General features: G+C 60.7%; 15 protein-coding genes. 12 read left to right on the forward strand and 3 right to left on the reverse strand.

The annotated features are described in order from the left end of the window. Position 1 precedes the first annotated feature (1 nt). Complete coding sequence (gene ispH / locus C1T17_RS04430; protein WP_104954994.1) at positions 2 to 979, reverse strand: 4-hydroxy-3-methylbut-2-enyl diphosphate reductase; 978 nt, start codon at positions 977 to 979, stop codon at positions 2 to 4. A gap of 144 nt (positions 980 to 1123) precedes the next feature. Here ispH and C1T17_RS04435 point away from each other — a divergent pair, with 144 nt between their 5' ends. The 9 genes from C1T17_RS04435 (at position 1124) to tatC (ending at position 8254) form a co-directional block, all read left to right on the forward strand. Further along, positions 1124 to 1762: a hypothetical protein gene (locus C1T17_RS04435; protein ID WP_104952400.1), complete on the forward strand. Its 639-nt coding sequence runs from the start codon at positions 1124 to 1126 to the stop codon at positions 1760 to 1762. 117 nt (positions 1763 to 1879) lie between these two features. Beyond that, positions 1880 to 3607: an arginine--tRNA ligase gene (argS, locus tag C1T17_RS04440; RefSeq protein WP_104952401.1), complete on the forward strand. Its 1728-nt coding sequence runs from the start codon at positions 1880 to 1882 to the stop codon at positions 3605 to 3607. Further along, the gene (locus C1T17_RS04445) at positions 3607 to 4341 is read left to right on the forward strand and encodes an SPOR domain-containing protein (protein ID WP_104952402.1); all 735 of its coding nucleotides are present in this window, start codon (positions 3607 to 3609) and stop codon (positions 4339 to 4341) included. The genes argS and C1T17_RS04445 overlap by 1 nt, the downstream gene beginning before the upstream one ends. 39 nt (positions 4342 to 4380) lie before the next feature. After that, the gene (gene nagZ, locus C1T17_RS04450; RefSeq protein WP_104952403.1) at positions 4381 to 5388 is read left to right on the forward strand and encodes a beta-N-acetylhexosaminidase; all 1008 of its coding nucleotides are present in this window, start codon (positions 4381 to 4383) and stop codon (positions 5386 to 5388) included. Positions 5389 to 5402: 14 nt separating this feature from the next. Beyond that, the gene (locus C1T17_RS04455) at positions 5403 to 6182 is read left to right on the forward strand and encodes a segregation and condensation protein A (protein WP_104952404.1); all 780 of its coding nucleotides are present in this window, start codon (positions 5403 to 5405) and stop codon (positions 6180 to 6182) included. Beyond that, complete coding sequence (gene scpB, locus C1T17_RS04460; protein WP_104952405.1) at positions 6179 to 6787, forward strand: SMC-Scp complex subunit ScpB; 609 nt, start codon at positions 6179 to 6181, stop codon at positions 6785 to 6787. Before C1T17_RS04455 ends, scpB begins: the two co-directional genes overlap by 4 nt. A 28-nt stretch (positions 6788 to 6815) precedes the next feature. Further along, positions 6816 to 7052: a twin-arginine translocase TatA/TatE family subunit gene (locus C1T17_RS04465; RefSeq protein WP_104952406.1), complete on the forward strand. Its 237-nt coding sequence runs from the start codon at positions 6816 to 6818 to the stop codon at positions 7050 to 7052. 39 nt (positions 7053 to 7091) lie between these two features. Further along, positions 7092 to 7463, forward strand: coding sequence for a Sec-independent protein translocase protein TatB (tatB, locus tag C1T17_RS04470; RefSeq protein ID WP_104952407.1), 372 nt, complete (start codon positions 7092 to 7094; stop codon positions 7461 to 7463). Next, positions 7460 to 8254 (forward strand): twin-arginine translocase subunit TatC, encoded by a 795-nt coding sequence (gene tatC / locus C1T17_RS04475; RefSeq protein ID WP_104952408.1) that lies wholly within the window; start codon positions 7460 to 7462, stop codon positions 8252 to 8254. The genes tatB and tatC overlap by 4 nt, the downstream gene beginning before the upstream one ends. Positions 8255 to 8301: 47 nt before the next feature. On the opposite strand, the gene C1T17_RS04480 is transcribed toward tatC, so the two are convergent. Both C1T17_RS04480 and C1T17_RS04485 read right to left on the reverse strand, forming a co-directional pair. Next, the gene (locus C1T17_RS04480) at positions 8302 to 8430 is read right to left on the reverse strand and encodes an entericidin A/B family lipoprotein (RefSeq protein ID WP_104952409.1); all 129 of its coding nucleotides are present in this window, start codon (positions 8428 to 8430) and stop codon (positions 8302 to 8304) included. 316 nt (positions 8431 to 8746) lie between these two features. Beyond that, a complete protein-coding gene (locus C1T17_RS04485; RefSeq protein ID WP_104952410.1) occupies positions 8747 to 9709 on the reverse strand; it encodes a cell wall hydrolase in 963 nt (320 codons plus the stop codon). 166 nt (positions 9710 to 9875) lie between these two features. Between C1T17_RS04485 and C1T17_RS04490 the strand changes: the two genes are divergently transcribed. From C1T17_RS04490 to C1T17_RS04500, 3 genes are all read left to right on the forward strand, one after another. Then, positions 9876 to 10868 carry a cysteine synthase A gene (locus C1T17_RS04490; protein ID WP_104952411.1) on the forward strand — a complete coding sequence of 331 codons (993 nt, stop codon included), beginning with the start codon at positions 9876 to 9878 and terminating at the stop codon, positions 10866 to 10868. A gap of 127 nt (positions 10869 to 10995) precedes the next feature. Then, positions 10996 to 11307 carry a hypothetical protein gene (locus C1T17_RS04495; RefSeq protein WP_104954995.1) on the forward strand — a complete coding sequence of 104 codons (312 nt, stop codon included), beginning with the start codon at positions 10996 to 10998 and terminating at the stop codon, positions 11305 to 11307. A 31-nt stretch (positions 11308 to 11338) separates the two neighbouring features. Next, positions 11339 to 12415 carry a hypothetical protein gene (locus tag C1T17_RS04500; RefSeq protein WP_104952412.1) on the forward strand — a complete coding sequence of 359 codons (1077 nt, stop codon included), beginning with the start codon at positions 11339 to 11341 and terminating at the stop codon, positions 12413 to 12415. Positions 12416 to 12650: the final 235 nt, after the last annotated feature.

A 12650-nucleotide genomic window follows, 5' to 3' on the forward strand; every position in this document is an offset into this window, starting at 1 on the left:
GTCAGGCCGCTTCAAGACCGCGGGGAAGCTTGAAGGACACCGTTTCCCGGACTTCTTCGACTTCCCGCTCCTCGACATCGAACTTCTCGGAAAGCTTGGCGACGACTTCACGCACCAGCACTTCGGGTGCCGACGCGCCTGCCGTGATCCCGAGGGTTGCGACACCCCGCAGCCATTCGAAATCGATCTCGTCCGCACGCTGGATGAGGCGAGCGGGTGTGCCTTCCCGGTCTGCGACTTCAACCAGTCGCAGCGAATTCGAGCTATTCGGTGCACCGATGACGAGCACCGCGTCGCAGGATGACGCTATCGCCTTGACGGCATTCTGCCGGTTGGAGGTGGCGTAGCAAATATCCTCACCCTTCGGCGAAGCGATAGTAGGAAATCGGCGTTGCAGCACGTCTACGATCGCCGCCGTGTCATCCACTGACAAAGTCGTCTGCGTCAGGAATGCCAGATTATCGGGATCTGGCGCCGTAAACGCTTCCGCATCTGCGACCGTTTCGATCAGGGTCATGGTGTTCTCAGGCACCTGACCGAACGTCCCGATGACTTCGGGATGGCCGCGATGGCCGATGAACAGGATGTGCCGCCCTGCCGCGACTTGCCGTTCCGCCTGACGATGGACCTTGGATACCAGCGGGCACGTTGCATCGAAATAGGAAAGTCCCCGCTGCTGCGCGTCGACCGGCACCGATTTGGGAACGCCATGCGCCGAGAATATGACCGGAACGCCATCGGGCACTTCGTCCAGTTCCTCGACGAAGACCGCGCCCTTCGCCTTCAAGCCTTCCACCACGAAGCGATTATGGACGATCTCATGCCGCACATAGACCGGCGCGCCATATTTCTCGAGCGCGCGCTCCACGATCACGATGGCGCGGTCCACTCCGGCACAAAAACCCCGCGGCGCCGCAATCAACAGCAGCAAGGGCAATTTAGCGGATAGGTTGGCTGACGAGGGCGCGATGTCTGTCATAGCCAAAGCCTTTAGGCGAAGCTTCGACAGGAGGAAAGGCGCTTCCTTGCCGCCCGTGCCGCTGCACTTCTCGCGCATGCGTGTTGCGTCGCGAGTGGCGGATGGATAAGAAGCCGGTCATCCTCGCTTTTTCAGGGAATTCCTGTGACCATCGCCAGAACCGCACTTGTAAGCCTAGCCGTTATCGCTCTTGCGGGCTGTTCGCGCAGTGGGGAAATCGATGCGACAGGCGGCATAATCGCGGTTCGCTCGGCCTGTCCGACGGCGGCTGTCCCGGCCTATACGGGCGACATTACCCTGTTCAATCCGGCTACCAGCCGCGATGCTTCCGCTATCGACGTAGTGGCAGACATCACGAATGTTCGGGCGACATGTGCGGATGGCGCACAGCTTTACACCGAGGCCACGTTCGATGTGCAGGCGCGGCGCAGCGATGCCAGCGCGGCACGGGAAGTCACCTTGCCCTACTTCGCAACGGTCGTGCGCGGCGGTAGCAGCGTTATAGCCAAGCGCGTTGCGCAAGTGACGCTCCGCTTCGCGCCTGGCGAATATCGCACCACGGCGACTGCCAAGGCCGCGTCCTATGTCGACAAGGACGTTGCGACCTTGCCGAAGGACATTCAGGACAAGATCAGCCAGAAGCGCAAGGCAGGCGACGCCGATGCCGCGCTCGATCCGTTCGCCTCGCCCGAGGTGAAGGCAGCGTTGCAGCGTACCAGTTTCGAACTGCTGGTGGGCTTCAACCTAACGCAGGATCAGCTCCGATATAATGTGACGCGTTGATCGCTGGGCCGGTTGGTCCAGCAGCTATGGGCTGCTCTTTTCTTCGATACGCGGTAAGGGCAGCGGTATAGCGCCAGCCGAAGGCTGCGCAGTGTTTTTACCCGTGGGGAATTTCCGGTGACTTTGTACGCCCGTTTCACGACCTATCTCGATGCTGTGCTGGACCAGCTTGTCGCTTCGGGCGATTTGCCTGCCGGTCTGGATCGCAAGGGCGTAACCGTCGAGCCGCCGCGCGATCCGAGCCATGGCGATCTTGCCACCAACGCCGCCATGGTGCTGGCCAAGCCCGCCGGCACCAACCCGCGCGCGCTGGCCGAGAAGGTTGCGGCAGGGTTGCAGGCGCTGGAGGAAGTGGCTGAGGTTTCGGTGGCTGGTCCCGGCTTCCTAAACATGCGCCTGACCGATGCGACGTGGCGCGCCGAACTGGCGGCGATCCACGCCGAGGGCAAGGACTACGGACGCACCGACATGGGGCAGGGCGTTCATGTGAATGTCGAATATGTCTCCGCCAATCCTACTGGCCCGATGCACATGGGGCATTGCCGGGGCGCAGTGGTGGGGGACGCTCTCGCGACGCTGCTCGAATATGCCGGGCACAAGGTCACGCGTGAATATTACATCAACGACGCGGGGGGGCAGGTCGATGTCCTCGCGCGCTCGGTGCATCTCCGGTATCGCGAGGCACTTAGCGAAGATGTGGGTGCGATCCCCGAAGGCCTGTATCCCGGTGATTATCTGATCCCGGTGGGCCAGAAGCTGGCTGCCGAATATGGCGATGCCATGGTCGCGGCACCGGAAAGCGAGTGGCTGGTGCCCTTCCGCAAGCAGGCGGTTGCGGCGATGATGGACATGATCCGGGATGATCTCGCGCTGCTCGGCATCCATCACGATCTCTTCTCATCCGAAGCGGAGTTGCAGGAGGCAGGCAAGCCGGAGGCGGCCGAAGCCTGGCTACGCGAGCAGGGACTGGTTTATGACGGTGTTCTTGAGGCACCGAAGGGAGAAACGCCGGAAGATTGGGAGCCGGTCGAACTGCCGCTATTCCGCTCCACGCAGTTTGGCGACGATCAGGATCGTCCGATCAAGAAGTCCAACGGAAGCTGGACCTATTTCGGCGCGGACCTCGCTTACCATTATCAGAAAGCGGAGGCCGCCGATCAGTTGATCGACATATGGGGCGCGGATCATGCGGGAACCGTGAAGCGCATCCAGGCGGCGGTCGCGGCGCTCACGGGCGGCAAGACCCGGTTCGACGTGAAGCTGGTGCAGATGGTGCGCCTGCTCCGCAATGGCGAGCCGGTGAAAATGTCGAAGCGCTCCGGCAATTTCGTGACGTTGGCCGATGTCGTGAAGGAAGTGGGCAAGGATGTCGTCCGCTTCACCATGCTGACGCGCAAGGCCGATGCGCAGATGGATTTCGACTTTGCCAAGGTCGTGGAAGCGTCGAAGGACAATCCGGTCTTCTACGTACAATATGCCCATGCGCGGATTTCCTCGCTGGGTCGCCGTGCTGCGGAAGCGGGTCTCGATCTTCCAGCGCCGGACCTGTCCCGGCTTGGGACGGGAGAGCTTGAGGTGGTCAAGCGCGCAGCACAGTTTCCACGTATCGTGGAGGCCGCCGCACAGAGCCGCGAACCGCATCGTATCGCCTTTTATCTCAATGACTTGGCGGCGTCTTTCCATGGCTGGTGGAACCAGGGTAACGACAATCCGGAGCTGCGCGTGATTGTTGCGGACGATCCGGCGACCACATCGGCAAGGCTTTTCTTGGCGCAGGGAATCGGGCAGATAATCCGCAACGGCTTGGCACTAATGGGGGTCGAGGCGCTGACGGAGATGCAGTGATGAGTGATTATGCGCGTGGCAGCCTGAACCTGGATGACGAGGATCGTCTTCCGTGGCTGGAACCGGCTGATCGCGAGGACGATAATGACGGTGTCTCTCCGCTTAAGCTGCTCGCCTTCATCGTCACTGGCTTGATCGCATTGGGGGTGATCGTCGGCGGCGTATATTGGATACAGAACCGTACATCTTCGGCGGCTTCAGGCGGTGATGCGCAGCTTATCGCAGCCCCCGCTGGCGACTATAAAGTGCCAGCGAATGAAGTGGACGCCAAGAAATTTGCCGGTGAAGGTGACGCCAGTTTCGCTGCAAGCGAAGGCGTGGAGCGTGCAGGCCGGATCGATCCCAGCCGCGTACCCGAAGCGCCTGTAACGGCCGGACCAGCGCCTGTTGAGGCTGCAAAGACCGCGGCAGCGAAGCCCTCCAGCCAATTCTCGGCACCCGTATCTGATGCAACGCGCGGCAGCGCGGCGTCGAAACCCGCAGCCACCGCCAAAGCCAGCGGCCCGATGATACAGCTTGGCGCTTATGGTAGCCAATCCAGCGCCAAGGATGCATGGAACCGACTGTCCAAACGGTTCGACTATCTCGCGCCGCTCGGCACTTCGGTCGAGTCCGTGAAGGTTGGAGAGACGACGCTGTATCGACTCCGCGCGAGTGCCGGGACGGGCGCACAGGCCAGTGCGATCTGCGGGAAACTGCGCGTCGCTGGGGAAAGCTGCCTCGTCGTCAATTGACGCTTCGACAGGGCGAGCCACTCGCGTTAGAATGGCGGCATGAAACCCGTCATCTTTGGCTTGTCCGGCACGTCGCTCACCGCTGACGAAGCGGCGTTCTTTCGCGATGCCGATCCGGCAGGCTACATAATCTTCGGCCGGAATGTCGAGGACGTGGCGCAACTGCGCGCACTAACCGATTCGATGCGTACACTTCACGGTCGGGACAATTTGCTTATCATGATCGATCAGGAAGGTGGCCGCGTCGCGCGCATGCGTCCGCCGGTCTGGCCCGCCTTTCCGCCGGGATCGTCGTTCGACCGGCTCTACGACATCGCGCCGATCACGGCGATCGAAGCGGCCCGCACCAATGCACAGGCGATCGCTATCACGCTTCGGGAGTGTGGCATCACCGTCGACGCGCTTCCGTTGCTGGACGTGCGCCAGCCCGGAGCCAGCGACATCATGGGCGACCGGACGCTCGGCGGCGAGCCTATGCGTGTCGCGGCCCTAGGGCGTGCCGTGCTCGACGGCCTGAGGCGGGGTGGTGTTACGGGGATCGTAAAACATATGCCGGGACACGGCCGCGCTGCTGTCGACAGCCACCTTGAACTACCCCATGTCGATGCTGATGAAGAGGCGTTGCAGGTCGATCTTGAACCGTTCCAGTCGCTCAACTGGGCACCGATGGGGATGACGGCGCACATCGTCTACTCTGCCTGGGATGACCAGCGACCCGCCAGCCTCTCGCCGACCATCATTCAGGACATCATCCGCGACCGCATCGGTTTTGACGGGCTGCTCATGTCCGATGATCTCGACATGAAGGCGTTGAGTGGAAGCATTCCCGAACTGGCCGTCGCTGTGGTGGCCGCAGGGTGCGACATCGCGCTCAATTGCTGGGGCCGCATGGAGGAAATGATCGGCCTTGCTAAGGCGCTGCCGGATATTACACCACGCGCGCGGGAGCGGCTGGATGCGGGCCTCGCCTATGCGTCCGCATCGCAGGATGAAGTGCCACTGGAGGCTCTGCTGGCCAAGCGTGACGAACTGCTGGCTCTGGTCTGAGGACGGCAGTCAGCGTGGACGATCTTTTCCCCGACGCCGAAATGCCCGCAGGCCCGGAGCGGCTGACCGTCAGCTTCGAGGCATGGGAAGGGCCGCTCGATTTGCTCCTCTCCCTTGCGCGCACGCAGAAAGTCGATCTGCGGGAGATCTCTATTCTCGCGCTGGTGGAGCAATATCTGGATTTCATCGAAAGCGTTCGTGAGTTGAAGCTGGAACTCGCGGCCGATTATCTGGTGATGGCGGCGTGGTTGGCTTATCTGAAATCTGGCCTGCTCCTCCCGCGTGATGAGCAGGTCGCTCCCTCGCCCGAGGAACTCGCGCTCCGGCTTCAACTTCGCCTTCAACGTCTTCAGGCGATGCGCGAAGCGGGCGCGCGGCTGATGGCTCGCGATCTGGTCGGCCGCGACGTTTTCCTGAGGCCGGCACCGGAGGGCCTGCGTACCGAACGAAAGGCGAAGTGGCAGGCCAGCCTTTTCGAACTGCTACAGGCCTATGGTCAGATACGTGCCCGTACCCAGCCGACGGTGCACATTGTCTTTCGTCGACCGGTGATGACTTTGGACGAAGCCATGCTGCGCGTGGAGGCGATGATCGGCACGCGCCTCGACTGGACGAGCATCGAAGCGTTCCTGCCTGACGGGGTTGGCGGCGCATTGGGTCGGTCGGCACTTGCCAGCAGCTTTGTCGCCGCGCTGGAACTGGCGCGGCAAGGTAAGGTCGATATTCGTCAGGATGGCATATTCTCGCCGCTGTATCTGCGTGCCGCTGCCCGCGCCGTGGCTGCATCGACATGACGCAGGAGCCCGACGATTTCCTCCGCGCGGTCGAAGCGACGGTCTTCGCTTCCGAACAGCCGATTAGTGTCGGTGAGTTGCGGCTGCATGTCGGCGACTCAGGCAATCTTGCCGCTGCTCTCGAGCAACTCAAGTCGGATTATTCCGGCCGGGGGATCAACCTGGCGGAACGTGGCGGACGGTGGCATTTCCAGACGGCTGCCGACCTTGCCTACATCCTGCGGCGTGAGAAGGAGGAGACGCGGCGGCTGTCGCGCGCGGCGATGGAGACGCTTGCCATCATCGGCTACCACGAACCTGTAAGCCGGGCAGAAATCGAAGCGATTCGTGGCGTTCAGGTGGGTAAGGGAACGCTGGACGTTCTGATGGAAGCGGGCTGGATTCGGCCGGCCGGTCGCCGCGAAGTTCCGGGCAGGCCGTTGATCTATGTGACGACCTCGGAATTTCTGACCTATTTCGGTCTGGAGAGCCGCCGCGATCTGCCAGGCATCGACGACTTGCGCGCTGCCGGGTTGCTCGATCCCGTCGATCTGGCGCTGGAAAGTGCGATGGCTGTGGATGATGATGCCCAATCCGTTGTGGAAAAGGACGACGAAGACGCCTAGATAGCGTCTAGCAAATTGGAGAATTACGATGGGTTCCTTCTCGTTGATGCATTGGGTCATCGTCCTGCTGGTGGTGATGCTCCTGTTCGGCAGCGGCCGTATTTCCGGTCTGATGGGCGATGTCGCAAAGGGCATCAAAAGCTTCAAGAAAGGCATGGAGGACGATTCGGACGATATCACGCCCGCGCGTCCCGCTGCGAAGATCGAGGGCCAGCGCGCGCCTGAGCCGAGCGTGCCCAAGACCGAAGAGCAGAAGCAGGTCTGATTACGAGAGCGACGGTAAAGGCGCGATCGGAAGCCCGCGATGTTTGATATCGGATCGAGCGAATTGCTGCTGATCGTGATCGTGGCGATCGTCGTGATCGGCCCGAAGGATTTGCCGCGCGCGCTGTATAAGGTCGGCCAGATCGTCGGCAAGGCGCGGGGCATGGCCCGCCATTTCCGTACCGGCATTGACGCGATGGTCCGCGAAGTCGAGCTTCAGGAGCTTGAGAAGAAGTGGGCCGAGCAGAATAAGCGGATCATGGCGGAGCATCCTCCGGAGACTGAAGCGATTGAAGATCAATCGGAGCCGGTAGCCGAAGCGTCTGCCAATCCAGACTATGCGGGCGCGCACATGACACCTCTGGCGACACCAGCGCCCGCGATCACGCCGAAGAACGACGAAGCGGCATGATCGACGACATTGACGAAAGCAAGGCGCCCTTGCTGGACCACTTGATCGAACTGCGCGGCCGGTTGTTGAAGTGTGTCTATGCGTTGGTAATATGCGGTGCGGTATGCTTCTACTTCTCGGACAAGCTGTTCGCATTCCTCATCCAGCCGCTGCGGGAAGCCTTTGGCGACGGCAAAGGGCAGCTAGTCTATACCAAGCTGTATGAAGCGTTTTTCGTACAGGTGAAGATCGCCATTTTTGGCGCTTTCTGCTTGTCCTTCCCGGTGATCGCCAACCAGCTATGGGCCTTCGTCGCGCCGGGTTTGTACGCGAAAGAAAAGCGGGCGTTGCTGCCTTTCATTATCGCGACGCCGGTTCTGTTCACCATGGGGGCTGCGCTCGCTTATTATGTGGTGATGCCCACAGCGTTCCACTTCTTCCTGACGTTTCAGGGGAATACAGGTGGTCTGAACGTGCAGGCGCTGCCGAGTGCTGACGCCTATCTGTCGCTGGTGATGCAGTTCATTCTGGCTTTCGGAATCAGTTTCCTGATGCCCGTGCTGTTGATGCTGCTGAACAGGGCCGGGTTTGTCAGTCGCGCGCAACTGATCGGACTGCGGCGCTATATGATCGTCGGCGCTTTTATCGCCGCCGCAGTGTTGACGCCGCCCGACGTCGTATCACAGCTCATGCTCGCCATTCCTTTGATCCTGCTTTACGAAATCACGATCATCGCAATCTGGTTCACGGACCGACATCAGGCAAAGCAGGCGGCGCTGGACGAAAAAAATGCCGGGGCGGACCCGGCGTAGAAGGATCGACGGGCCACTAAATAGCGGCCCGCCCCCCAAAGCGAGAATTAATCCCCGGCTTTTTCTACGGCCTTGCCAGCGCTTTGCACATCCTTGCCCGCACCCTCAACGGTGTTACAGGCGCTCAGAACCAGGGCGCTGGAAAGCAGCATGGCTGCGATGATCTTCTTGGACACGGAACATCTCCTCTTGATACTCGGACGCAGTGTGCGCCGTGCGCCCGCAGGCTGCGGAATCAAAAACCCGCTTGTTGGCAAAGCGTTCCGACTTTCTGCATTAACATAGAAAATGGCTGGAAATAATTTGGGCCCGGCACGCAATCGGGGGGAGAGTTGCGTCCGGGCCCATGGGTATGGATAGCAAGAGCGGGGGGGCAAAAGATATGCTATCCGAAGATCAGAACCCGGCACATGAATTGAAGTTCCGTCCCTACTGAGATTTTTCTAAAAATTATTTGAGGGCCGATCATGACCCCGCGCTGCCACGAGATTTTCAGCTTAACGGCTTCCCGGAGTTTTGAAATTCTGCCCGAATTGTGGACCGCGGCAGTTCATCTTCCGGACCTCTCGCGGTGAGTGCCGGAGTCGAGGATGTGGGTGTCGGGAGCGCGAGGATTGGAGCGACAAGCGCCATCGCAGTGAACTTCGATTCATAACTGCGGCGCGCCGGGCCACCTTGCATTTCCCGCCCGCTGTAGCTCGCGAAGAATGCGCGCGACGTGCCGTTCGCTCCCGGTAAACGATAGAATATATGTGCGCCCACTACCGCTACAGGTGTCAGGCTGTTCGACCAGCCGGGTTTGACAGCCAGGGTGTGATAGTGCGTCGCCAAGCCGACTGGCGTGAAAACCCGTCCCGCCAGAGCGTCCATTGCGATCCGCCGGGCGCGAGCCCAGCTTCTGCTATTGGGCACACGCGTCATGGCGCCGTCGCAACTGAAAGTGAACTGGCAGCGGGTGTCGAGACGTTCCGACCCCTGGTAGACGACGCCGCACACACTCTGCGGCCAGGCGGGATGCCGCACCCTGTTGAGTACGACCTGGGCCACCGCCCGCTGACCAGCGTCCCGCTCGTTCCCGGCTTCGTAATAGATTGCCGAAGTGAGGCAGTTGACTGCTCGGTATTGATCGAGAGCAGAGCGGGCATGGAACGGTGCGGCGCTCGCAGCAGGGCCATTGCTCAATGCTAGGATGTGCACATTAGCCAGCGTGCTGGCTTCCGCGATGGGGTCGAAGGCGCCCTCGCTATAGAAAAACGCCGAACCCGGAAAGTTATCCGTTGGCGCTTCATGGCCTTTTTCCGCGGCGGCGGAATCACTTATGAGGTCCAGCGCACCCATTCGGGCGTAAGTGGTAAGATGCGGGGTCAGTAGCGCCAGGCACAATGCAGCCAGTCCGATCCAGCTAAAGCGCTTGGATGCAGCCTGACGATCGGCAAGAGGGAAGCGCAGGCGCATGCGCGGCTGAATACGCAGCTTTCTGGCGCTTTTCTGCCCCTTAAAACTGCCTGTATCTCCTTGGTACAGTTCGCTCCAAGTCTGTTACCACGAGGCGAAGGCGAAATTTATGAACGAGGGGCGCGGCTGGCTGGCATAAGCCAGTCCGCTCCGCTATCTAAGCGCCATGCATGTTTATCAGAATACGCTGGCGCTGATCGGAAATACCCCGCTCGTGCGCCTGACTGGTCCGTCGCAGGAGACGGGCTGCGACATTTACGGCAAGTGCGAATTTGCCAATCCCGGCGCATCGGTCAAGGATCGGGCGGCACTTTTCATTGTGGAAGATGCCGAGGAAAAGGGGCTGCTTCAGCCAGGCGGCACTATCGTCGAGGGTACTGCGGGGAACACCGGCATTGGTCTCGCACTCGTCGCTAATGCTAAAGGCTACAAGACGATCATCGTCATGCCCGAAACGCAGAGTCGTGAGAAAATGGACACGCTCCGCGCACTCGGCGCCGAGTTGGTGACTGTGCCTGCCGCTGCCTATTCCAATCCCGGCCACTTTGTTCATACGTCCCGCCGCATCGCAGAAGAAACGCCCGGCGCGATCTGGGCCAATCAGTTCGACAATATCGCAAACCGTAAGGCGCACATCACCGGGACGTCGGAAGAGATTTGGGACCAGATGGGCGGCCGGATCGACGGCTTCACCTGTGCAGCGGGCACCGGAGGCACGATCGCCGGTGTGGGCATGGGCCTTAAAGCCAAGGACGAGAATATCGTTATAGCCCTGAGTGACCCGCATGGCGCAGCGCTATATGACTATTACGCGTGCGGTGAATTGAAGGCGGAAGGCACGTCCGTTGCAGAAGGCATCGGCCAGGGCCGTATCACCGCGAACCTCGAAGGTGCGCCGATCGATACGCAATTTCGGATATCGGATGAGGACGGACTTGAATGGGTTCGGCGGCTGCTGAGCGAAGAAGGGCTTTGCCTCGGGCTTTCATCCGGCATCAATGTCGCCGGGGCAGTGGCCTTGGCGCGGCGGCTGGGGCCGGGGCATCGGATTGCGACGATATTGTGTGATACGGGTTTCCGGTATCTCTCGACGCTGTATAATCGTACATGGCTGGAAGCAAAAGGTCTGCCCGTGTTTCCGTGGCTGGCACAGGATTGAGGATCAGGCGGATAAGAACTGCTATGCCTTGTCTGGTGATGCTCTCTTCGACGGGGGCTGGTAGATCGTGACTGGTCAACCGTCCGGCGCCACGCCTCCATCAGGGCGGGTCGCAGATAATCCGGGTCTGCCGCGCAAGGATGAACAGCGGCGGCAGGATGGCTTGCACCGCGTGCAAATCGGACTGACGGGACTTGCAGGCGTGATCCTGCTGGTGGGCCTGGCGAACATCATCATCGACAAGGCGCGATTGGACGAGCGCAGTGTCCCGCCACCCGTCGTGCCTACCGTCTCTGCGGACAACGGCAATGCGGTATCACCTCGTGAGCCTCTGGCCGAACTCGGCGTAACGCCTTCTGCCGAACAATCGGGGCAGGTCGTACCGGATCTCCAGCCTGATCCGGCGCTCAACAAGCCGATGGACCACGATCCGCAATAGGCTGTTCTCGTCGACCGCAAGACGCCGCGTGATGAGTGATGCTGCTCTCATGTTCATCGCCATTGCCGGGTCTTTGCTTGCAGGACTTGGCGTGGGGCCGATACTCGGCGCGGGGCAGGTCGTGATGGGCGCTTGGTGGCCCTTTATACTCGCCGCCGCTTTTATCGCCGGAGCGGCATCGTGGTTCTGTATGGTGAAGTGGAGGGTCGCAGCGCTGTCGCTGTGGACGCTGATCGGCAGCATGCTGTCCGTTTTCATCCTGTGCGGCATGGCCGCGCAAACACCGCCGCGTCTCGTCTTCCATACCTCGAACCCGCCTGCGGCGGGGCCGCGTGAGCCGCTTGGGCTTCATACAGGATTGGACCTGTTCTGGGGATCGAGCCAAACCTTGTCGGCACTTGATACGCTGTTCAAGGTGGATCGACTCGATGTGCTTTCCCCGAGCAGTCTTCAGTTCAAGCAGCGCCTGCTGCTCGCTCAGCCTCGTCTGCTTGCGCCTGAGGAACTGGTCGCGCTAGACGATTGGGTACGCGGGGGAGGACGTGCAGTCATCCTTGCGGACCCGCTCCTTGTCTGGCCCTCAGATTTGCCACTGGGTGACCGTCGCCGTCCTCCGGTGACGAGCCTGCTCGATCCACTCCTCACGCGCTGGGGATTGGTGCTGGAACCGGCACAACCCGCTTTGGTCGAGCGTCGGTTTGTGGAGGGCAATCGCTTGCTGCTGACAGAAGGTGCTTCGCATTTCACAACCAGACATAGCGACTTTGCCCGGTGTCAGCAGGTTGGGGACGGCTTCATGGTCACATGTCGCGTGGGGGAGGGCAAGGTCCGTCTTATCGCCGACGCCGATTTGCTCGACGAAAGACTGTGGCAGTCTTCCGAGGGGGAAAGGCTGATGAGCGACACGATGGCGCTTCTTGATCGTTGGCTGCGCCGTCCTTTGTCACCCGCGACCGAATGGCCGAACGCAATCAACTGGGTGCGTAACGAGGCCGATGTTAAAGCCGGGCTGCGATGGGCATTGCTGGTGGCCCTGTTATGGGCTTTCGCAGGAGCGGCTATTCTGGCGCAATGGCGCGGAAGGCTTAAGCCATTTGAGGGCAGATGAACCAGAGAGTGAAGTTGAAGCAGGAACAGGCATAGAACAAACCGGTGAGACTGGCAAAATAGGACGGACGAAACCAAGAAACACTCGCCTTTCCCATCTCTAACCAGATTTTCCCCTTTATTCCCACCTCAACCCTTGGTATCCAGAATGCCATAGGGGCTGTTCCAGCTTTGTGATTCCCGTGGAAGCGGAGGGCGTGGTGCACGCGCTTTTCGCTGCGGGAGAGCTGTACCCC

Origin of the sequence: Sphingobium sp. SCG-1, assembly GCF_002953135.1 — a bacterium.
Taxonomy (GTDB): domain Bacteria; phylum Pseudomonadota; class Alphaproteobacteria; order Sphingomonadales; family Sphingomonadaceae; genus Sphingobium.